Origin of the sequence: Massilia sp. BHUDP2 (genome assembly GCF_046236355.1) — a bacterium.
GTDB classification, from domain to species: Bacteria; Pseudomonadota; Gammaproteobacteria; order Burkholderiales; family Burkholderiaceae_D; genus Telluria; species Telluria varians.
On record NZ_JBJUVW010000001.1, the window covers coordinates 633,096 to 653,187 of the forward strand.

Below are 20,092 nucleotides of genomic sequence, written 5' to 3' on the forward strand. Positions count from 1 at the left end.
GGGCTCCTTGGGATAACGAAGTCCCCATCCTCAAGCCTGGAGTACACTCGAGGGTCAAGCGATTTTTCGGAAACGAGCCATGCAGATTGGAGAACTGGCCGCAGCCACGGGCCTGAGCCGCGACGCGCTGCGCTTCTACGAGGCGCGCGGCCTGTTGACGGCGCGTCGGCGCGAGAATGGCTACCGCGACTATCCGCCGGAGGCGGTCGAGTGGCTGTGCTACCTGCGCACCGCCCAGTCGCTCGGCTTCACGCTGGCCGAGATCGAGGCCGGCATGCCCCTGTTGAGCGACCCGGCCAGCTCCGGCGCCGAGCTGCGCGCCGCCCTGGCGCGCAAGCTGGCGGACATCGACGCGCGTATCGCGGGCCTGGCCGAACTGCGGGCAGGGCTGGCGCAACGCCTGGCCGAGCCGCTCGATGCCTGCCCGCTGCGCAATCCGGCCATGGACAAGCTCAGCGAACCCGCTTGAATGCCACGTTGAACGAACCGCTGACCAGGCGGCCGCCCTGGTTTTCCATGTGCAGCTCGAGCTCGCGCGACAGCACGAACAGCTTGCGCGCCGATTCGGCATACAGCGGTTCCCACTGGTTCTCGCGCAGCGCCACCATCAGCTTGCCCTCGCGCTCGGCGATCTCGAAGCCGCCCAGGTCCTTGATCTCGTAGCGCCCGGCCAGCTTGGCCCGCGTTGCCGCCGGCAGCGCGATCGCCTTGCGCATCACGGTCTGGTAGGTCGGCCAGCGGTACTCGGCCGCGACGGCGCGGATGACGGACTGCGCCAGCTGGGCTCCGCCATCGCCGTTGGTCATCACCACCGCACCGTCGCCGCGCGCGACGTAGGCGTACAGCGTGTTCTGGTAGCCCATGTTGCTGCCGCCGTGGGAAAAAGCGTGCTGCGGCGCCTTGCCGTCGATTTGCAGGCCGAGCGCATAGTTGTTCATCACCGGACGCAGCATCGTGCGCGTCATGGTCGGGGACAGCACGCCGTCGGCGCCGGCCGCGCCGCGCTGCAGCGCAAGCGCGAACTTCGCAAGGTCGGTCGGTGTCGTCCACATGCCGGCGGCCGCCAGCTCGGGATAGGTGTGGGCGCCGCCCGCCGTGGGCTTGCCGTTCTCGGAGTGGGGCAGGGCGGCGCGGGCCAGCAAGGCACCGGGCAGCGGCTGGGCGAAGCTGCTGTCGCTCATGCCGAGCGGCTTGAGGACCGTCTCTTCCATCAGCGCGTCGAAGGGCCGGCCGGAACGGTCGATCATGGCCTGCTGGACCACGGTGTAGCCGCCGCCCGAATAATTCCAGGCGTCGCCAGGCATGCCTTCGATGCGTACCGGCCCGCTGTTCGCCGGCGCTGCGCCTTCCAGGACCTGCTGCAGCGTCGGCACCTGGGCGCCGGCCGCATAGCCGCGGAAGCCCGAGACCGTGGTGCCGGCCGTGTGCGACAGCAGCTGGCGCAAGCTAGCCGGGCGCTTGGCCGGTCCCGGCGGCAGTTTCCAGCTGGTGAGCACGGTGTTGATGTCGGCGTCGAGCTCGAGCTGGCCCGCTTCGACCATCTTCAGGGCCGCCATGGCCGCCACTGGTTTGCTGATCGAGGCGGCCTGGAACAGGGTCTGCGGGGTGACCGGGGCGCCGTTCGCGTGCGTCACGCCATAGCCCTTGGCCCAGGCGATCTTGCCGCCGCGGATGACGGCGACGCTCACGCCCGGCACGTTCAGGCGCGCCATCTCGGCGGCCAGCGTACGGGTCTCGAGTTTCGCGCCCTGGATCGCCACGGCGGGACGCAGGCCGCGTTCGATGCGCGCGATGGACTCCGCGTCCTGTGCCTGTGCAGGCAAGCACGCCAGCATGCTCATACCCAATGGCGCGAATCCGCGCACCATCCACCTTGCGTCCATGCCGTCTCCTTGACTGTTGTCGAGTTACCTCATCAGCAACAGTATCGGTAAATACGGCAGGCGGCGCAAGCGCCTTCTCAAGCCCGGGCTTCCGCCGGCATCGTGAAGGTGAACGAGGTCGATCCGGCGCTCGATCCGACCTCGATCGTGCCGCCATGGCCGCGCGCGATCTGGTCGACGATGTACAGGCCGAGTCCCAGGCCTTCGCTGCCGGCGCGCGAGGCCGCGCGCCAGTAGGGTTTCAGGAGCTGGGCGATGACGGCGGGGCTCAGGTCAGGCCCGCCGTTGGTGACGCGCAGCGTGAAGCGGCCCTCGCGCACGTGGGCAACCACGAACACGGGATGATGCGCGCTGCCGTGCACCAGGGCGTTCTTCAGCAGGTTGGACAGCAGCTGCGCCAGCCGCTCCGGGTCGCAGTGCAGCGACATGCCGGGCTGGATCGCGGTGTCGATGGTGCGCTCCGGGTAGACGCCGGACAGTTCGTCCACCACGTCGTACAGGCGCAGGTCGGCGCCCTTCACCATGCGCAGGTCGAGCGCGATGCCGCCGCCCATGCGGCCGCGCGTGAAGTCGACCACGTCTTCGACCAGGGCCGCCATGCGCCGGGTGCTGCGGCGGATGCGTTCGACCACTTGGCGGGTGGACGGATCCTGGTGCTTCAGCAACAGGATCTCGGTGCCCGACAGCACGGAGCCGAGCGGGGTGCGCAGGTCGTGCCCGAGCACGGCGATGAACTGCTCGCGCAGCTCGGCCGTCTCGCGTTCGTCCAGCAGGGCGGCGCGTGCTTCGCCCAGCGAGCGTTCTCCTTCCAGCTGCTTGGCGATCAGTTCGGCGAACAACTGCAGGGTCGAGACCGTGACGGCATCGGTAAGCCGGGCAGGTTCCGGATCGAGTCCGCACAGGGTGCCGAAATACTGGCCGTCGGGACGGAATACCGGAATCGAGAAGTAGCTCTGGAAGCCGTAGATGCGCGGGGTGTGGTGCTCGCAGTACTGCGCGCTTTCGCGTACGTGGTCGATGATCACGGCGGCGCCGGTATCGCGCACTTCCTCGCACAAGGTGGTGGTGACATCGAGCGGGTCGCCGGGCTTGAGCCCGAATTCGAGCTTGTCGAGCACCGCGCAGGCGGTCCAGGAATCCTGCGTGACGTGGGCGATGCACACGAAGCGCAGGCCGGTCATGGCGGCGACGGTTTCCAGGATCTTCGGCACCGCGCCGATTGCCTGGATTTCATCGACGCAGCTTAGTGCATTTGCTGCCATAGAACGCCCTACGAAACAATTGCAAACGAACCATGGTAGCACTTGTGGCGCGAAGAAAAACTAGTTGTTACAAATCCATCCTTCCTCCGCGTAAACACGCTCCTCGCCCAGGTAGACGGCGTCGGTCACCGCGAACACGTCGATGTGGTAGCGCGCGTCCTTGCGCTTGAAGCCCGGCTTCGGGTAGACGCCGTGCTTGGCGCCGAGCGACAGGTGGATGCCGCACATGCGCTCGTAAGTGCCGATGTCGTCCACGCGGCGCGCGCGCGTGAAGGCCCGGTTCAGGCCGAAGCCAAGCTCGCGCACCCAGACCTCGCCTTCATCAAGGGTAATCTTGTCCAGCACTTCCTGGAAAGCCGGCGTCGCGTTCTCGGTGCCGACCACGCGCCCGCGCTCGACGACCAGGGTCACCGGCACGTCCGGATGGTTGGAGCGGTAATTGGTATCGCCGAAGACGTGCACCTGCACCCGGCCGTGCACCGCTTCCAGGTCGAGCGCCTCGGTGAACACTTCGCCGATCGGGAACTGGCCGCCGACGTTGTGCATCTCGCTGTAGTCGCCCACGTTCAGCTTGGCCGGCTCGAAGGCCGAGCTGAAATGCAGGGTCTCGCCGCCGCCCTCGACCCGCCCATGCGGCGCCGCGTCGATGCGGCGTTTGAGCGCACGCCCGGTGCCGCGGAAGTAGGCCGGATCGTAGGCCAGGGCTTCGATGTAGTGCTCCGACTGCGGGCCCGGCATGCGCGACAGGTGCACGTGCTCGATCACCTTCAGCCCCAGCTTGAACAGCTCGACCCGGATGCGGAAGCCGTCGAGGCGGAAGTTGGTCGACTGCACCAGCACCACCAGGTCTTTCGGCCCCATCGCGCGAAAGGACGCCAGCACCGACTCCGGCGTGGCGCTGTCGAAGTCGATGAAGCTTGCCTCGCCCAGGTTGCGTCGGTAAGCCTCGGTCAGGGCGCGCGACAGGGGAGTGCGTTCGTCGTAGACGACCAGCGCCCGCTGCCCGGGGCCGTGTTCGAGCGCGAGCGCCAGGATGTCGCGCAGGTGCGCGGTGGCGGCGTCGACGGCGGGCGCGGGAAGCGCGTCCTGCAAGGGAAGGTCTGGCGAAACTGGCGTATGCATGTTGAACGGAAATAGGCAGAAAATCGCCGCCATTATACGTACGTTGGCCAAAAGTTCTGCGCTTCAGCCCGTTTTTGGCTCGTCTATTGATCCTTCAGGTGTCAGGGCGTGCTACCCCGTGTACGGCGCGCCGCGCGGCAGTGGCCGGCGCTATGATTTGAGCAACAACAACAGCCTGAAAAGGCTAGATGTTGATCAATTATTCCAGTGAAAAGGCGAGAATGGCATACCGATGGGAAACGCCTGCCAGTGTCTGGCAGGAAGACGAGCAGGGACAGTTTGCGTTGCTGGCCAGCGAAGGGCTGGGTCGCATCGACTGGCAGGCCCACGCGCCCGGCCGCCTGCCCGACGTTGCCCGCCTGCTCGGCGCCTCGCTGCCGACCAGCTGCGGCTGCGCGCCCATCTATCCCGAAGGTTTCGTCTTCTGCCCCAACTGCGGCAAGCCCTTGCAACGCCTCCCCGGCACGCCTTCGCGCCAGCCCGGCTGGTGGGGTCCGGGCGCCGACGCCATGCTGCCGCGCCATGTGCCGCACGGCTTGCCGGTCACCTCGCTGCCGCTCGGCGACAGCCTGGAGGAACGTCCGGCCGCGCCGCACCCCGGCCGCTGCGACCTGAGCATGCCGACGCCGCCCAACGCCTACTGCGTGTTCGCCGCCGCCCACTACGGCTTTCCCGAGCAGCGCCTGCTGGCGCTGGCGCACACCCGCGGCGTGCTGCAGTACTGGGACCCGGTGGCCGGCCTGTGGCACGTGATGGCGCCGGACGATGGCGCGGCCAGCCTGGCCTTCACGGCGTCCAGCTATGCATGGCTGCCGGTGCTGGAGCCGCGCCGCGGCGAAGTCGCCATCGTGCCGACCAACGCGGGCTTGCAGCGCCTGTGGATCAATCCTGTCAGCGAAACCTACCGCCTCGAACCCGTGCTGCAGGCGCCGGTCGTTGCGGCCCCCGGCGCCATGCGCCGCCACATCGCCTGCCTGGTGGCGCCGGACGGCGCGGTACGCCTGTGGAGCGCGCGCATCGATCTTGATGCGGTCGAGGAATTCGCCTGTCCCGACGTTCCCGCAAGCGGGTGGTCGCGTCCGATCGGCTACGACGGCCGCCTGTTCTGGCTGCACGAGCAGGGGCAGCTGGCCTGGCGTCCGGGCGAGCCGCCGCTGTTCACGCCCTGGCCGCCGGGCTGGCAGCCGCGCCTGGCCTTCGGCGGGCCGACCCAGAGCCGCGACGGCCGCCTGTGGCACATCGGCCATGACGGCCTGGGCTACTCCTTCCTCGAACTCGGCAGCGAGCGGCCGGAGACGGCGCCGATCGACGGCGCGCGCCTGGGCTTCGCCAATTTCCTGTTCCGGCGCGGCCACCCGGTGCTCGACGAGCCCTGGTCGGGCGAACACGTGGAAGACCTGAACCAGGACGAAACCCTGGTGCTGCCGCTGCTGCGCGCCTTCAACAACAACCGCAGCCAGCCGAGCGGCCTGGTGCTGCGCATGCACAAGGTCACCGGCCGCGCCGAGGATGCCCTGGAAGAGCGCACGATCGCCCGCACCACGGTCGAATGGATCGGCCGCCGCAACGTGATCCTCGACGAAGTGGTGCGCCTGTCGCGTCCACTGGAATGCGTGCCTTTCGTCTACGACGGTTGCCTGTGGCTGCACCATCCGGACTGGAATGCGATGCGCGGCTGGCGCCTGGAAGAGCCGGCATGAGGGCGCGTTTCGAGCACCTGCTTGCCGCGCTGGCGGCGCTGTTTGCCATGGCGGGCGCATGGGCGACGCCGCATGTCTTCCTGGTGCAGAACTCGGGCTGGATGGAACCCTTCTACAGCGACCCGAAGAGCCAGTTCAAGCCGCTCGTCGGCGCCCTGGCCGGCGCCGTGGTGCAGCCGGGCGACGCGCTGGTGCTGGCGGCCTTCAACCAGTCGCTGCCCGGCGCGCCGTCACCGAAGGCGCTGCTGTCGATGAAAGCGGACGACAAGACCGTCCGCAGCCGCGTGGGTGGCGCGCTGGCGAACCTGGACACCGCGCGCAAGCCGAACAGCAGCGCGCTGGCCGACACCGACCTCGGCGAAGCGGTGCAGGCGGCCATCACGACGGCGCTCGGCGGCAAGCCGGGCATCGTCTGGCTGGTGACCAATAACCGCAACAGCCCGAACAACGACCAGGCCACGGCCGCGCGCAATCGCGAGTTCTATGAGCTGATCCACAAGGGGCAGGCGATCGACAAGGTGGTGGCCTTCCCGCTGCGTATGCCGGTCCAGGGCAAGCACTACCAGGCCAACGGGTTGATGGTGTATGCCTTCGCGGTCGGCAAGGAGGGCAGCCGGGCGCTCGACGGCCTGCTGGCTTCGGGCCGCATCGCCCGCGTGATCACCGAGCAGCCGGCGCGCCTGAAACCGCTCGACCGCGACACCGTGCGCCTGGCGCCGGCCCAGGTGGAGGATGCGCCGGGCGTGTCCTTCTCGCAGGCGCCCGGAGGCGCGCTGCGCGCCGACGTCGACCCGGATGCGCGCACTCCCAGGGCCAGCGTGCGTTGGAACCTGGAGAATGCGATGTACCCGTACACCATCGTCTCGGCCACCCTCGGCGCGCGCTCGATGCTGGCCGGCGAGGACCGTCCGATCAAGCTGGCCAGCAGCCGGGTGGAAAACCTGGCGCCGGGCAAGCCGCTGCCGCTCGGCTCGACCATGCAGCTGCCGGTGGCGCAGCTGCCCGACAAATGGTCGATGGAGGCGCTCAAGTCGGCCGGCTCGGCCTATGTGCTGCCGGGCCGCATCGAGCTGCACCTGGCGAACCAGCGCCTCGCCTTGTCGCAGGATTTCCGCCAGCGCATGGCGGCCCTGTTCCCGGGCGACCCGCTGCCCGACATCTTCACGCCGCCCGCGACCGTGCAGGCCTCGACCGCGGTGCTGCCGCTCGAAGTGCGGGTCCATTACGGCATGGGACCGCTGGCGGCCCTGGGCGGCCTGGCGGCGGCGCTGTTGGCTGCGGCCGGGGCAGCCGCCTGGGCCTATGGCAGGCCGCGCGTGGCCCAGGTCACGGTCGAGGATGAGCTGCGCACCATGCGCGCCCGTCCCGGCACGACGCAACCGATCTACGACAAGGCCGGCGCCCAGGTGGCGATGCTCAAGACCACCCTGTTCGGCCACCAGTTGACAGACCTGCGCGAAGGCGCACAGGTGCGCTTGGGACGATAACACCCAGGCCGCTAACAATAACAAGGAAGGAAACCCATGCAAGGCACCCAGACACCATCCGCCCCGTCGCCCGCCGATCCCGGCTTCAAGCTGCCGGAAGAATCGGCTTCGCCCCAGGACTCGCTGCCACAGACCCAGCCGGACACTGCCGGCCGCCCGGTCGAGGTGGTGCCCGGGACCACCACGGCGCCGGTGCCGGCCACCGACACCTCGACGCGCGACCTGGCGATCGGCGCCGTGGTGTTCGTGATCCTGCTGGTGGTGTACTTCTTCGTGCGCAACGCCTACGTGCACCACCTGGTGGTGCGGCGCGTCGCGCCTTCCTCGGCGGGCAGCGCCGGCTGGCTGCTGTTCGTCGGCCTGGGCTTCCTGTCGGCCGCCGCGGTCCTGGCCATCATCAACGCCAGCAAATTCCTGACCTTCGCCGTCACCGGCCCCCTGGTGGCGGTGGGCCTGGTGGCGCTGGTCGCGGCCCTGTTCATCGGCCGCCGGTAATCCTTCAAAGAGAACGACATGGCAGATTTTCCCAACCCAGCAGCCCTGAACGCCAAGGCAGAGTTAAAGGTCGACCTGCGCCCGACGCTGTTCATCGGCGCCGGCGGCACCGGCATGGAAGTCATGATGCGCATCCGCCGCCGCATCCTGTCGGCGGTCTGGAACCGGCACAATCCCACGCGCGTGGAGTCGATCGCCGACTTCCCGGTGGCGCGCTTCCTGCACTTCGACCTGGACAACAATGCCGTCATCGACGAGGGCAAGTCGCAGCGCACCGATCCCTGGTACGAACTGGTGAAGCTGACCGACGAGGAGCGCTTGGTCGAACCGCTCGACCTGCCGCAGTACCACGAGTCCGACGACAGCCTGGCGCGCTTCCCGCTGATCGAAAGCTGGATGCCGCTGCGCCCGAAAAAGCTGCGTTCGCTCGGCATCGATCCCTCGAAAGGGGCGGGCCAGATCCGCGCCCTGGCACGGCTCTATTTGTTCGACAAATACCCTAAGCTGAGGGGACGCATCAAGGGCGCCCTGAATTCCCTGGGCAGCAATGCCGGCATCGAGCGCAAGGAGAACTACCAGCGCCTCGGCCTGCAAGTCGATACCTCGAAGTTCCGCATCGTCGTCATCGCCTCCTGCGCGGGCGGCACCGGCGCCGGCAGCGTGCTGGACCTGGGCTGGCTCTCGAAAGCCATCGCGCGCCAGGAAGTGTCGGACAGCCAGGTCGACCTGGTGCTCCTGATGCCGGGCGGCTTCGCCAAGGCCAACAAGGAACGCACCGAGGCCAATGCCTACGCCACCCTGATGGAGCTGGAGACGGCCATGCGCGACATGAACGCGCAGGTCCACTGGATGGACCCGGACAGCATCACCGGGCGCGGCGCGCCCTACGACGACGTGTATTTCGTCGATACCGCCAACCTCGCCAACAAGGCCACGCTGGATGTGAAGGACGTGTACCAGATGGTGGCCGACACCCTGTTCGAAGATTTCGCGTCGGCCGATTTCGCCAACCGCAAGCGTTCGGTGGCGGTCAACCAGCAGCAGCACAAGCTCGGCCCCTACAACCCGCGCGTGCCCGAGCAGCGCTTCGGCGACATGCGACTGTCCTATTCGAAGGTGTATTCGGCCTTCGGCCAGTCCGTGCTGGATACCCAGCAAAGCCTGCGCGACGACATCCGCGCCTACGAGCTGGCCGGGCTGATGGTGAAGGCCTTCTTCGGCCTGGCCGGCAGCGACGGCAATGCGCGGCGCGCCGGCGACGCGGAACGCGACAGCTTCATGCGCGAGCAGATGGACATGGCCGAGCGTCCCTTCGACATCTTCCCCGACTTCCGCAAGGGCACCGTGGACGTGACGCCCTTCCCGGAATATGCGCTCACCGGCACCCTCCTGCTCGACAAGGACGGGCGCCTGCTGCTCGAACGCGTCGAGAGCAAGGTGCAGCTCGAAGTCGACCGCATCATGGCCTCCTACGACATCCGCCAATGGCGCGAGAAGGTGGCCGAACTCTTGCCGCAGCTGGAACGCGACGCCATCCGCGAGGCCGGCGCCACCGCCGAGACCAGCGAAGACCGCATCAAGCGCCACACGGGCGAGGTCACGGCGCGCCAGAAGACCCGCGTGCGCGAGCGCCTGTACGCCTTGCTGGACGACCGCAAGCAGGGCGGCCTGGAGTTCGTGCTCTCGCTGCTGGAACAGGTCAAGGCGCGCCTGTCGCAGCGCGACATCGCCAATGCCGAGCGCAACGGCCGCCGCTACCGCGACATCCGCGACGCGCTGCGCACGCGCCAGGTGGAAGAATCGCTGAACAACCTGTCGCAGGCCGCCGGCCGCATGTTCGGCAAGGAGCCGCAGGCGCGCGAAGTCATGAACCACCTCAAGCGCGACATCGCCGACTACCTGCGCTTCCACCTGCTGGCGGTCGCCGCCAACCAGTCGATCGAGGTGATGCGCAATATGTCGGCCTGGCTGGGCGAGCCGCAGGCGCCCGACGAGCACGGCAATGCCCAGTGGACCGGCGTCGCCGGCGAATTCCAGGAAGGCCGGCGGATGGTGGCGGCCATGCTGGTGGCCGCCGACCAGCGCATCAGCCAGCTGCGCGCCGATGCGCGCCAGGAGCACGCCACCTACATCAAGCTGGCCAGCGACACGCTGCCGCCGCCGGTGCGCTTGAGCAGCGACGTGAGCAGCTGGAGCGAGGAAGTGCTGCTGGAATTCGGCGGTTCGGCACGCCTGTTCCCGCAGCTGGGCGACGAGCGCCTGCGCGCCGACCTGCTGCTCAAGCTGTTCCGCCGCGCCCAGCTGCAGCTGTCGACCCAGGAGCTGGAGCAGCCGGAGCCAGTCGATCCGCTGCTGGAGCGCCTGAACAGCATGACGCCCCAGGAACGCCAGCGCGTGTTCGCCGAGTGGATCCGCAGCGCCATGCCCTGGGTGAACGCGCGCTTCTCGGCCGAGTTCACGCCGAATGCCGACCAGTTCAAGTGCTTCATCGGCGTCGGCGACGTGAGCGCCTGGCGCAAGATGGAGGCCGAGCTGCGCGCTGCCGTGCCCACCGGCTACTTCCATGGCGACCTGCTATCGGTCGTGAACACCGGGATTTCCGGCAAGGCGGTGTGCTACATCGAGCTCTCGGGCTACCCGATGACCGTGCTGCGCGGCCTGCCGACCTGGCGCGCCTCGTACCAGATCGAGAACCCGAAGATCCCGACCCACCTGCACTTCGACGCCACGCGCTTCCGCCATCCGCTGTCGCCCTCGATGGATGAACTGAATCGCCTGGCCGACGACTACGAATGGTTCCTGCAGGCGATCGCCCTCGGCGTCATCCGCCGCAAGGCCGACCTGGGCGACCGCGAGGCCAGCTTCCAGCCGCGCGGCCAGTACCTGTTCGAGGTCGAGCCGGGTTCGGGCGAGTGGCTCCAGATCGGCAACGAATTCGCGATCCGCTCCAACGGGCTGCCGCCGTACTACCGCGACGGGGTGATCGGCGCCGTGCGCCACCGCCTGGCCAACGTGGGACCGCACCAGCTGGTGCTGCTGGCGGCCCTGATGCGCTACTACCAGCTGCGTGTCTACGAGCCGCGCCTGGAGGTGGACGAGACCGGCGCCCAGCTGCCGTCGCCCTCGCTGCCGAACATCACCGCGCGCCGACTGTACGACGGGTGGATCCGGCGCGCCGCCGCGCTCGACCCGACGCTGTCGCCGAGCCAGATCGAGACCGCGCTCGGCAGCATCCAGGGGTGGACCGAGGCGGTGCCGGATTCCGCCAGCGACGCCTACAGCTGGGAAGTCGAGCGGCCGGTGGATAAACGCGTGATCCTGCCGCAGTACCTGCACAGCGACGCGCATGCGGCCGTAGTGCTGCAGGGACGTGTCGCGGCGGCGGTCGAGCTGGCCAAGGCCGCGCCGGTGGTAAACGCCGTGGGGCAGGCGGACGGGCCGCGCTACAAGCTGTTCGTGCAAGGCGCGCAGCGCGGCCCATTCACCATCGACGAGATCGCGCGCCAGGCGGCGCGGGGCGAGATCGACGGATCGACGCGCGCCTGGAACATGGCCTGGAACCCGAAGCTGGACAAGTGGAGCACGGTCGGTGCGCTGCCTGAACTGGCGGCGGTGCTGGGCGACGCGATTCCCGATCCGGACGATGTCCCGGGTACCAGCGGCGACGGCATTCCGGATCCCGAATGAAGGATGGCATGGTGCAAGACGACGCGGTCTACCGCTGCATCGGCCCGCACTGCGGGCGCCTGATGCCGAGGCGGGTGAATTTCTGTCCATGGTGCGGCACGGCGCAGCAGGCCGTGCAGCCGGTGACGCCGGTGCTGGCGAAACCGCCGGCGCCGGCGCCGACTGCCGCACCGTCGCCCGCGCCGACGGTCGCCCCGACGGTCGCCCCGACGCCGGCGCCGACCGCGCCGCCGCCTCCGGTCCCGGCCGCAGGCCCGGCGCCGCAGCAGTCCCAGGCCCAAGGGCCGGCCCGGCCGCCATCGCAGCCGCAGTCCGGACGCGGCATTCCGCCGCCACCCGGCGTCGGCCGCGCTGCGCCAGCGGGCCCGACGCCGGCCCAGCCACCGCGGCGTGCGCCGATCCGGCTGCGCTGGTGGATCGCCGCGCTGGCGGCGCTGTGGCTGATCTGGGTGATGGTGCGCCCGGAGGGCAGCCGCATCGAGCGGCGCATGGACCGTGCGGTCGCGCTGGCCGTCGAGTGCAAGGCCAGGGACGCGCAGGACGAACTGATCGCCCTGCGCAGCACCCGCGCCACGCCCGAGCAGCTGCGCCAGGTGCAGCAGTCGCTCAACAAGGCGGCCGCCGACTGCACGCGCGCCGAGCAGCGCGCCAAGGCCTGGCTTGACGCCACCGGCGCGATCAAGAAACTGCGGCGCGCGCGCGCCTACGACAAGGCGCTGGCCAGGCTGACCGTGTTCACCAAGCGCTGGGGCGAGGACGACCAGACCCGCGCTCTGCGGCTGGAGATCGTCGACGAGCGCGAACACCCGCTGGCCGATCCCTCCCGCAACGAGTGAGCGGCTACCCGAGCCAAGCGTCAGCCACGTTTTTCGGCACCGGTGTATGCTGGCCGGCAAGCAGACAGCTGGAGTCAAGCATGAAAACGAGCATGTTGAGCACGCTGCTGCTGCTTGCCGCGCTGGCAGGCTGCAGCCGTGACGAAGAAGCGATGGGGCCGGCCCAGCGCGCCGGCAAGGCGCTGGACGAGGCCGGTGCGAAGGTCTCGCGCCAGGTGGACCAGGAGCTGGCCAAGGTCGACCGCGCGACCGAAGAGGCGCGCGAGAAGGTCGTGGATGCCACCCGCGACGCCAAGGGCGGCCTGAAGCGGGCTACCGAGGAAGTCGGCAAGAAGGTCGAGAACGCGGGAGAAAAGATCCAGGACGTGGTTGACTGAACCGACGGGCCGCGTCGTTCTCAGGCAAACGCCGCCTTGTCGACATGTGCGTGGTGGCCCGGCAGGAGCGACAGCACATCGTCGAACGCGACGGGTTTGTTCAGGTGATGTTCGATCCCGGCCGCCGCCGACCTGGCACGCGCAATCTCGTCGCTCCAACCCGTCAGCGCCACCAGCCGCGTACGTTCGTCGAGCAGGCCCGACGCGCGAGCGCGGATGGCGACCTCGTATCCCGAAATATCGGGCAAGCCAATGTCGAGAAACATGACGTCTGGCCGCCAGCCTCCGATCGTGGCGAGGGCGCTCGCACCGTCATGCGCGAGCGCGACGGTATGCCCCTCGGATTCGAGTAGCGCTTGCAGCATCTGTGCCGAATCAACATTGTCGTCGACGATCAGGATCCGGCTGCCGGCAGGGCCGCAATGGATGGCATCGGTAGACAGCGCGGCGGCCGGGATGGCTTCGGCGAGCGGAAGAACCAGCTCGAAACGCGCCCCCTGTCCGGCCCCATCGCTGGCGGCGGTCAAGCTCCCGCCGTGGGCGGCGACCAGGTGATGCGATAGCGCCAGCCCCAGCCCGAGCCCGCTGTTGCCATGCATGCCGCTGGCATGTTCCTGGCTGAACAGTTCAAACAGACGCGGCAGCATGGCGGCCGAGATACCGCGGCCGTTGTCGCTGACGACCAGTACGGCCTCGGCGCCGCGCAACTCGACGGCCAGCGCGATGCGTCCGCCCGGCGGGGTAAACTTGAAGGCATTGTGCAGCAGGTTCGACACGCACTGCGCGATCCGGACCGCGTCGACCCGGACCGGTAACGCGAACGCAGGGATGGTGGCGCTGAACGCATGCTGGCCGGTGTCGATCATGGGCTGGCAGGTCTCGATCGCACTGTCCAGTACCTGGCGTAAATCGATATGCGATGGGCGCAGGTGCAGCTTGCTGGTGTGGATGCGCGAAACGTCCAGCAAATCGTCGACCAGGCGCGTCAGCTGTCTGCTCTGGCGATCGATGACGGCGGCGGCGCGCCCGATCCCGGCGTCGCGCGACGAGGCGCTGATCAATTGGGCGGCCGTGCGGATCGGCGCCAGCGGATTACGCAGCTCGTGTGCCAGCGTGGCAAGGAATACGTCCTTCTGGCGGTCCGCTTCGCGCAGTTCCGCTTCGCGCGCCATCAGTTCGCTCTGGCTGGTGCGCAGCTCTTCCCCCTTCGCACGCAGCTGGCGCATCGCCTTGCTCATGAGGTGGATGACGATGCAATCGATGACCAGGATCCCGGCGAAGAACACCAGGGCGATCAGGTCGCTCTTCGGCATCAGGTGCAGGGCTACGGGAGACCCCATGAAGAATGCCCATGCAGCGACCGTGCTCAAGGCGGCGACCAGCAGGCCGGGTCCCAGTCCGGTCAGCCAGGCCGCCAGCAGGACAGCGGGGAAAAAGGAAAGGAAGGGAAATCCGCGCGCGGGCAGCACGCCGATCAACAGGAACCGTACCCATAGCGCCAGGGCGAACAGGGCGAGGGCGATACCATAGCGCAGAGATTTGCGGGTCGTGTCGATGCTGTGGAAAGGCGAAAGGAGCGAGGCGAGCATGGGAGGAGGGCAAGCGCGCCCGCTGGTCAATATGCCAGTGTAGAGGGTCGACGCGCTTTTTGGAACAAGCTTATCTATCGTGCGCAGCGTCGCAGCGGGACATTTCAGGTATTCAGGCGCTGGCGCGCAAGTCAGCCTGGCTCCCCAGCACGGTCGACATCCTGACCTGCCCCTTGCGCCAGGCCTGTTCGAGATTCTGCTCGATCTCTTCCACGCATACCTGCGACGAATCGCTGAAGCCCTGCAGGCCATAGGCGCGGTTGCGTCCGTGCGCCTTGGCCAGGTAGAGCGCCATGTCCGCCAGGTTGACCGCGCGTTCCCACGGCAGCACCACCCCGCCGCAGCTCAGCGGGAAGGGCGCATAGCCGATCGACACGTTCACGCTCAGGATCTGGCCGCCGTGCGCGATCCTCACCGCCGACACGCCGGCCAGGATGCGCTGCGCCACTTCGTCCAGGTCCGCACGCGGGATCGACGGCAGGAAGGCCAGGAATTCCTCGCCGCCCCAGCGCACGATCATGTCGGTCTCGCGCAGGATCTCGCGCAGGCTGGCGGAAATCGCGGTCAGCACCGCGTCGCCCGCCGCGTGGCCCCAGGTGTCGTTGATGTGCTTGAAGTGGTCGGCGTCCAGCAGAAACAATGCACCGCATTGTTCGGCAGCAGGGGCGTGCACTTGCGGCTGCGGCATCGTGCGCATGTAGTCGAGGAAGTGGCGCCGGTTGTACAGCCCGGTCAGCGGGTCGCGCACGCTCTGCTGCTTGAGTTCCTTGTTCTTCTCGTAGAGCTTGGCGTTGGCCTGGCGCACCTTGCGGTACAGCAGGCCGACCACGACCGATGCCAGGGCGAACACCGCCGCCAGCAACCACCAGACGCGCTGCTGCAGGTGGCTGACCTGGTTCTCGCTGCGCAGCAGCTCGATCTCGCGCTGCTTCTTCTCGGTCTCGTATTTCTCCTGCAGGTCGAGCACGGCGCGCTGGCGGCGCTTCTCGAACAGTTCGTTCGAAATCCTGCGTTCGCGATGGTAGGCGCGCAGCGCACCGGCCAGGTCGCCGGCGCGTTCCAGCGCCTGGCCGTATTCCACCAGCACGGCCTGCAGCTGCGGCTGGTCGCCCAGGTTCTCGTAGGCCGCCATGCCGGCTTCGATGTGGCGCTTGCCTTCCTCCAGGCGGCCGGTGGCCAGGTAGGCCTGGCCCAGGTTCAGGCGTGCGGTCGCCTCCAGTCCGGCGTCGTTCAGCGCGCGCGCCGCGCTGACGGTCTGCTCGGCATACAGCGCCGCATTGCGGTAGTCGTGCAGCTTCAGGTAGCAGTCCGACAGGTTCACCAGCGAATAGGCGGCCATCGAATCGGCCCCGATGCTGCGCTCGATGGCCAGGCTCTCCAGCAGCGCCTTCAGGCCGCGCGCGTACTGGCCGGTGGCGGCCGCGAGGAAGTATTCGGCATGCCTCACGGTCGCCATGCGGCCCGGCGACCTGGTCTTTGCCGCCGCGTCGACGGCTTCGGCCAGCGCGTCGAAGCCGTCGTCGTACGCGCGCATCTGCGTGTACAGGCGGATCAAGGCATTGAGCGACATGACGATCTGGGTCGGATCGCCATGCTTGCGTGCCAGCGCCACCGCTCCCTGCAGGCGCTCCAGCGCCTTCGGGAAGTTGCCTTCCTCGGCGAAGGACTCGCCCGAGGAAATGCTCGCCCGCACCTTCAGGTCGATGTCGTCGGTGGCCTGGGCCAGCCGCTCGGCTTCCCAGATGAGGCGGTGCGATTCCGCCAGTTCCGAGCGGCGGTACGCCATGTAGCCCTTGCGCAGCAAGCCCTTGGCCAGCACCACCTTGTTGCCGTGCTGGCGGCCGAGCGCCACCAGCTCGTCGGCGATGGGGGTGGCTTCGCCGAGCTTGCCGAGGCTGTCGTAGCCATTGGCCAGCTGGTTGAGGAATTCGGCGCGTTCCTCCAGCGGCGCCGCACGGCCTTCCCGCTCGATCGCGAGCAGGAGCGGCAGGGCGCGTTCGGGAACGTACTTGTTGAGTTCACGGAGTTCCGCCAGGCGCTGCGCCAGGGGGGCGGACTTGTCCGTCCCGGTGCCGGCGGCTGACGCGGACGCAATGCACAGCGCCGCTGCCAGCACGAGGCTGCGCGAATGCGTCAGTGAGCGGGGAAAGAGGGAGAGCATGGGAAGGTTTTGGAACACCGGCAGTACATGCGTTTGTGTTACATCATTATATTCCTGTTGCAAACGAGAAATTCAATTTCTCGTCAATTGTCACCAAAACGACACAAGATGTCGCCAACGAGAAGTATTCGTATTTGGCATTCGCTCCCTGTTTTCGACCGCCTGTCGCAAATGGCTGGAGCCGGCACCAGGCCTTCCCTATAGTCGCCCCAACAACAATGCGAAGGGGGAGACATGCTGGAACTGCACGCGGTAAGCAAACAATTCGGCAAGGACGTGAAAGCGGTGGACGGCGTCTCGCTGTCCCTGGGCCAGGGCGTGGTCGGCCTGATCGGCCATAACGGCGCCGGCAAGTCGACCCTGATGGGGATGATCGCCACCTTGACGCGCCCCAGCAGCGGCCAGATCCTGTTCCACGGCTGCGACATCGTGAAAAAGCCGGACGCGATCCGGCGCCGCCTCGGCTACCTGCCGCAGGATTTCGGCGTCTACCCGAACCTGAGCGCGTTCGAGTTCATGCAGTACTTCGCGGCCCTCAAGGGCGTGCGCGACGCTGCGCGCATCCGCCGGCTGCTCGAGCTGGTCAACCTGCACGACCAGGCGCACCGGCCCGCGGCCTCGTTCTCCGGCGGCATGAAGCGCCGCCTGGGCATCGCCCAGGCCCTGCTGAACGACCCCGACATCCTGGTGGTCGACGAGCCCACGGCCGGGCTCGACCCGGAGGAGCGGCTGCGCTTTCGCAACCTGCTCGCCGAGCTGGGCTTCGGCAAGCTGGTGATCCTGTCGACCCACATCGTGTCGGACGTGGAGAGCATCGCGACCGAACTGGCGATCATGCGCGCCGGCCGGCTGGTGGCGCACGAGACGCCGGATGCGGTCCTACGGCATGCGCGCGGCCGGATCTGGAGCGCCAGCGTGCTTGACGCCGACTATGCGGCGCTGCGCGAGCGCGTGCACGTGCTGCAGGCCCAGCGCCAGGAAGGGCGCATGCTGCTGCGCATCGCCCACCCCGAGTTGCCCTGCCTGGGCGCGGTCAATGCCGAACCGAGCCTGGAAGAAGCCCTGATGGCGCAGCGCTATGCGGTGCAGGCGGAGGCGGCATGAGCTCGCACCCTTTGTTGCTGCTGGCGGCCAACGAGGTGCGCCTGCGCCTGCGCCGCCTGTCCACCCTGGCGGCGGTGCTGGCGGTGGTGGCGGTCACCTGGGCCATGATCAGCGATGTCCGCAGCGGCAGCAGCCTGCTGGTGGTGAACGGTGCGCGCGTGCTGTACACCAGTTCGGCGCTGGCGCTGGGCAGCGCCGTCATGGGCGCCCTGCTGTTCAGCCTTGCCGGCTTCTACCTGGCGCGCGGGCGCACCGGCGAAGACCTGAGGAGCGGCATCGGCGGCGTCATCGGCGCGACCCCGGCTGGCGACGCGCTGCTGGTGGCCAGCCGCTGGCTGGGCGCGGTCGGCTCGCTGGTGCTGCTGCTTGGCGCTTTCATGCTCACCACCCTGGCCTGCCACCTGTTGCGCGGCGAAGGCCCGATACAAGTCCTGGTCTACCTGCAGACCTATGGCTTGCTGCTGCTGCCCATGGCTTTCTTTTGCGCCAGCTGCGCCGTCCTGTGCGACAGCTGGAGTCCGCTCATGGGCAAGGCCGGCGACCTGCTGTATTTCGTGGTGTGGATGTCGATGCTGTCGCTCGGCGCGGCGGTGGAAGAGGGCGGCGCGGCGTCCACGCTGGCCTGGCTCGATTTCACCGGCCTGGCGCACGCCATGAACGGCCTGCGCAGCCAGGTCGACACGCAGGCCCTGGGCATCGGCATGATGAATTTCGATGCGGCGCTGCCGCCGCACACCTTGCCGCAATGGATGTGGACCACGGCCATGGTGCGCGACCGCTTCCTGTCGGCTGCGCTGGCCCTGCTGCCGCTGCTGCCGGCGGTCCTGCTGTTCCACCGCTTCTCGCCGGACCGCGTCAAGGCCGGCAGGGCGCGCCGGCGCCGTTCGCCCCTGGCCATGCTCGACGGCTGGCTGCGTCCGCTGGCGCGGCTGGTGACGCCCTTGATGCGCCTGGCCGCGCGCACCCCTGGCCCGGGCGGGCAGGTGCTGGCCGATGCCACCCTGGTGCTGGTGTCGGCGCCCAGCGCGATCCTGGCGCTCGCCGTCTGCCTCATCGGCGGCCTGGTGCTCCCAAGCGTGGTCCTGCCCGGCCTGCTGGCCGGCGCCCTGGTGTTCTGGGGCATCCTGTGCAGCGAGAGCACCACGCGCGACAGCAGCGCCGGCTGCGAGGGCCTGAGCGCCGCCGTGCCGGGCGGGATCCGCCGCCGCTTCCTGCGCCAGTGGGCGGCCGCGCTGCTGCTCGGCCTCCTGTTCATGGGGCCGATCGCGCTGCGCTGGAGCCCCGCAGAGCCGGTGCGCGCCTTCGCCCTGCTGGGTGGCCTGGTGGCGCTGTCCGGCTGCGCCGCCCTGTTCGGGCAGCTGAGCCGCACCCCGCGCCTGTTCCTCGGCCTGTTCCTGTTCGGCTTCTACGTGATGATCCAGACCAAGGGCATGGCCATGATGGATGCCGTGGGCTTTCATGGCAACGCCAGCCTGCAGTCGGCCGGCGGCTTCCTCGCGGCCGGGCTGGCGGCGGTGGCGGCCGGCATCGCCTGGAGCCGGCGCGGCTAGGCTTTGCGTAGGGTGCAAGCACCCTGGAAAGGGCCGGCTATACTTGGCCCGGTCCCGTTCCGATGCGAGGTGATGCGATGTGGAAAACACCGTGGTTCCGCTGGGGCGCCGTGCTCGGCTTTGCGCTCGGCGGCTTCTTCGACGGCATCCTGCTGCACCAGATCCTGCAGTGGCACCATTTGCTCAGCCTGGTGCCGGGCATCGACGACCTGCGCATGCAGGTGCTGTGGGACGGCTGGTTCCATGCGCTGATGTATGTGATCGCGCTCGCCGGCCTGGCCGGCCTGTGGCGCCTGCACCGCCGCGGCACAGGGCAGTGGGGCTGGCCGCTGGTGGGAGCGGTGCTGGTCGGCTTCGGCCTCTGGCACGTGGTCGACACCTTGCTGTCGCACTGGCTGCTGCAGATCCACCGCATCCGCGTCGACAGCGACGATCCGCTGCTGTGGGACCTGTTGTGGCTGGCGCTGTTCGGCCTGGCGCCGCTCGCGCTCGGCCTCCGTCTGCGGCGCCACGGCGGCGGCCCCGGCCTGCAGGGCACGGCCGCGATGCTGGCGCTGCTGGCCCTGACCTCGGGCGCGGGCGCCTGGGCCCTGGTGCCGCCGGCGCAGACCGGGTTCGCCACCGTGGTGTTCCATCCCGGCGCCGGGCCGCGCGAAGTGTTCGCGGCGCTCGACGCGCTCGATGCGCGCCTGGTGTGGAGCGACCGGGCGATGGGCGTGGTGGTGGTCGCGGTCCCTGAGGAGCGGCGCTGGGGTTTCTACCGGCACGGCGCGCTGCTGGTGAGCGGAGCGGGCGTGCCGGCGGGCTGCTTCAACTGGAGCCGTATCTAGCCGTGCTGC

At 68.6% G+C, this 20,092-nt stretch carries 15 protein-coding genes and 1 pseudogene; 10 read left to right on the top strand and 6 right to left on the bottom strand.

All coding sequences use genetic code 11. The features are described from left to right. Nucleotides 1–79 precede the first annotated feature (79 nt). Nucleotides 80–469 (top strand): MerR family transcriptional regulator, encoded by a 390-nt coding sequence (locus ACK6C6_RS02770; protein ID WP_209587606.1) that lies wholly within the window; start codon nucleotides 80–82, stop codon nucleotides 467–469. Here the strand turns inward: ACK6C6_RS02770 and ACK6C6_RS02775 are convergent. From ACK6C6_RS02775 to ACK6C6_RS02785, 3 genes are all read right to left on the bottom strand, one after another. Then, a complete protein-coding gene (locus ACK6C6_RS02775; RefSeq protein WP_409265776.1) occupies nucleotides 453–1,883 on the bottom strand; it encodes a serine hydrolase domain-containing protein in 1,431 nt (476 codons plus the stop codon). The two genes, ACK6C6_RS02770 and ACK6C6_RS02775, sit on opposite strands and share 17 nt — an antisense overlap. A 77-nt stretch (nucleotides 1,884–1,960) precedes the next feature. Then, nucleotides 1,961–3,145, bottom strand: coding sequence for an ATP-binding protein (locus ACK6C6_RS02780; protein ID WP_409265777.1), 1,185 nt, complete (start codon nucleotides 3,143–3,145; stop codon nucleotides 1,961–1,963). A 60-nt stretch (nucleotides 3,146–3,205) separates the two neighbouring features. Continuing rightward, a complete protein-coding gene (locus tag ACK6C6_RS02785; protein WP_409265778.1) occupies nucleotides 3,206–4,267 on the bottom strand; it encodes a hypothetical protein in 1,062 nt (353 codons plus the stop codon). Between the two features lie 221 nt (nucleotides 4,268–4,488). On the opposite strand from ACK6C6_RS02785, the gene ACK6C6_RS02790 reads away from it, so the two are divergent. The 6 genes from ACK6C6_RS02790 to ACK6C6_RS02815 all read left to right on the top strand — a co-directional run bounded on the left by ACK6C6_RS02790 (nucleotide 4,489) and on the right by ACK6C6_RS02815 (nucleotide 12,849). Then, complete coding sequence (locus ACK6C6_RS02790; RefSeq protein WP_409265780.1) at nucleotides 4,489–5,967, top strand: hypothetical protein; 1,479 nt, start codon at nucleotides 4,489–4,491, stop codon at nucleotides 5,965–5,967. Then, a complete protein-coding gene (locus ACK6C6_RS02795; RefSeq protein ID WP_409265781.1) occupies nucleotides 5,964–7,454 on the top strand; it encodes a hypothetical protein in 1,491 nt (496 codons plus the stop codon). The genes ACK6C6_RS02790 and ACK6C6_RS02795 overlap by 4 nt, the downstream gene beginning before the upstream one ends. A 36-nt stretch (nucleotides 7,455–7,490) precedes the next feature. Further along, nucleotides 7,491–7,949 carry a hypothetical protein gene (locus ACK6C6_RS02800; RefSeq protein WP_285378571.1) on the top strand — a complete coding sequence of 153 codons (459 nt, stop codon included), beginning with the start codon at nucleotides 7,491–7,493 and terminating at the stop codon, nucleotides 7,947–7,949. A gap of 18 nt (nucleotides 7,950–7,967) precedes the next feature. After that, the gene (locus tag ACK6C6_RS02805) at nucleotides 7,968–11,636 is read left to right on the top strand and encodes a tubulin-like doman-containing protein (RefSeq protein ID WP_409265782.1); all 3,669 of its coding nucleotides are present in this window, start codon (nucleotides 7,968–7,970) and stop codon (nucleotides 11,634–11,636) included. 8 nt (nucleotides 11,637–11,644) lie between these two features. Then, the gene (locus ACK6C6_RS02810; protein WP_409265783.1) at nucleotides 11,645–12,472 is read left to right on the top strand and encodes a hypothetical protein; all 828 of its coding nucleotides are present in this window, start codon (nucleotides 11,645–11,647) and stop codon (nucleotides 12,470–12,472) included. Between the two features lie 80 nt (nucleotides 12,473–12,552). Beyond that, the gene (locus ACK6C6_RS02815; RefSeq protein ID WP_229445986.1) at nucleotides 12,553–12,849 is read left to right on the top strand and encodes a hypothetical protein; all 297 of its coding nucleotides are present in this window, start codon (nucleotides 12,553–12,555) and stop codon (nucleotides 12,847–12,849) included. A gap of 20 nt (nucleotides 12,850–12,869) precedes the next feature. Here ACK6C6_RS02815 and ACK6C6_RS02820 read toward each other — a convergent pair whose 3' ends face one another. The 3 genes and pseudogenes from ACK6C6_RS02820 to ACK6C6_RS02830 all read right to left on the bottom strand — a co-directional run bounded on the left by ACK6C6_RS02820 (nucleotide 12,870) and on the right by ACK6C6_RS02830 (nucleotide 16,599). After that, complete coding sequence (locus ACK6C6_RS02820) at nucleotides 12,870–13,637, bottom strand: ATP-binding protein (protein ID WP_409267296.1); 768 nt, start codon at nucleotides 13,635–13,637, stop codon at nucleotides 12,870–12,872. Between the two features lie 168 nt (nucleotides 13,638–13,805). Beyond that, nucleotides 13,806–14,438, bottom strand: a pseudogene (locus tag ACK6C6_RS02825) (histidine kinase dimerization/phospho-acceptor domain-containing protein); the annotation flags it as partial. Nucleotides 14,439–14,550: 112 nt separating this feature from the next. After that, on the bottom strand, nucleotides 14,551–16,599 hold the full coding sequence (locus ACK6C6_RS02830) for a diguanylate cyclase domain-containing protein (protein ID WP_409265785.1): 2,049 nt from the start codon (nucleotides 16,597–16,599) through the stop codon (nucleotides 14,551–14,553). A gap of 234 nt (nucleotides 16,600–16,833) precedes the next feature. Here ACK6C6_RS02830 and ACK6C6_RS02835 point away from each other — a divergent pair, with 234 nt between their 5' ends. The 3 genes from ACK6C6_RS02835 (at nucleotide 16,834) to ACK6C6_RS02845 (ending at nucleotide 20,083) form a co-directional block, all read left to right on the top strand. Then, nucleotides 16,834–17,703: an ABC transporter ATP-binding protein gene (locus ACK6C6_RS02835; RefSeq protein ID WP_409265786.1), complete on the top strand. Its 870-nt coding sequence runs from the start codon at nucleotides 16,834–16,836 to the stop codon at nucleotides 17,701–17,703. Beyond that, on the top strand, nucleotides 17,700–19,253 hold the full coding sequence (locus ACK6C6_RS02840) for a hypothetical protein (protein ID WP_409265788.1): 1,554 nt from the start codon (nucleotides 17,700–17,702) through the stop codon (nucleotides 19,251–19,253). The genes ACK6C6_RS02835 and ACK6C6_RS02840 overlap by 4 nt, the downstream gene beginning before the upstream one ends. Nucleotides 19,254–19,330: 77 nt before the next feature. Continuing rightward, nucleotides 19,331–20,083 carry a DUF2243 domain-containing protein gene (locus ACK6C6_RS02845; protein ID WP_409265789.1) on the top strand — a complete coding sequence of 251 codons (753 nt, stop codon included), beginning with the start codon at nucleotides 19,331–19,333 and terminating at the stop codon, nucleotides 20,081–20,083. Nucleotides 20,084–20,092 lie beyond the last annotated feature (9 nt).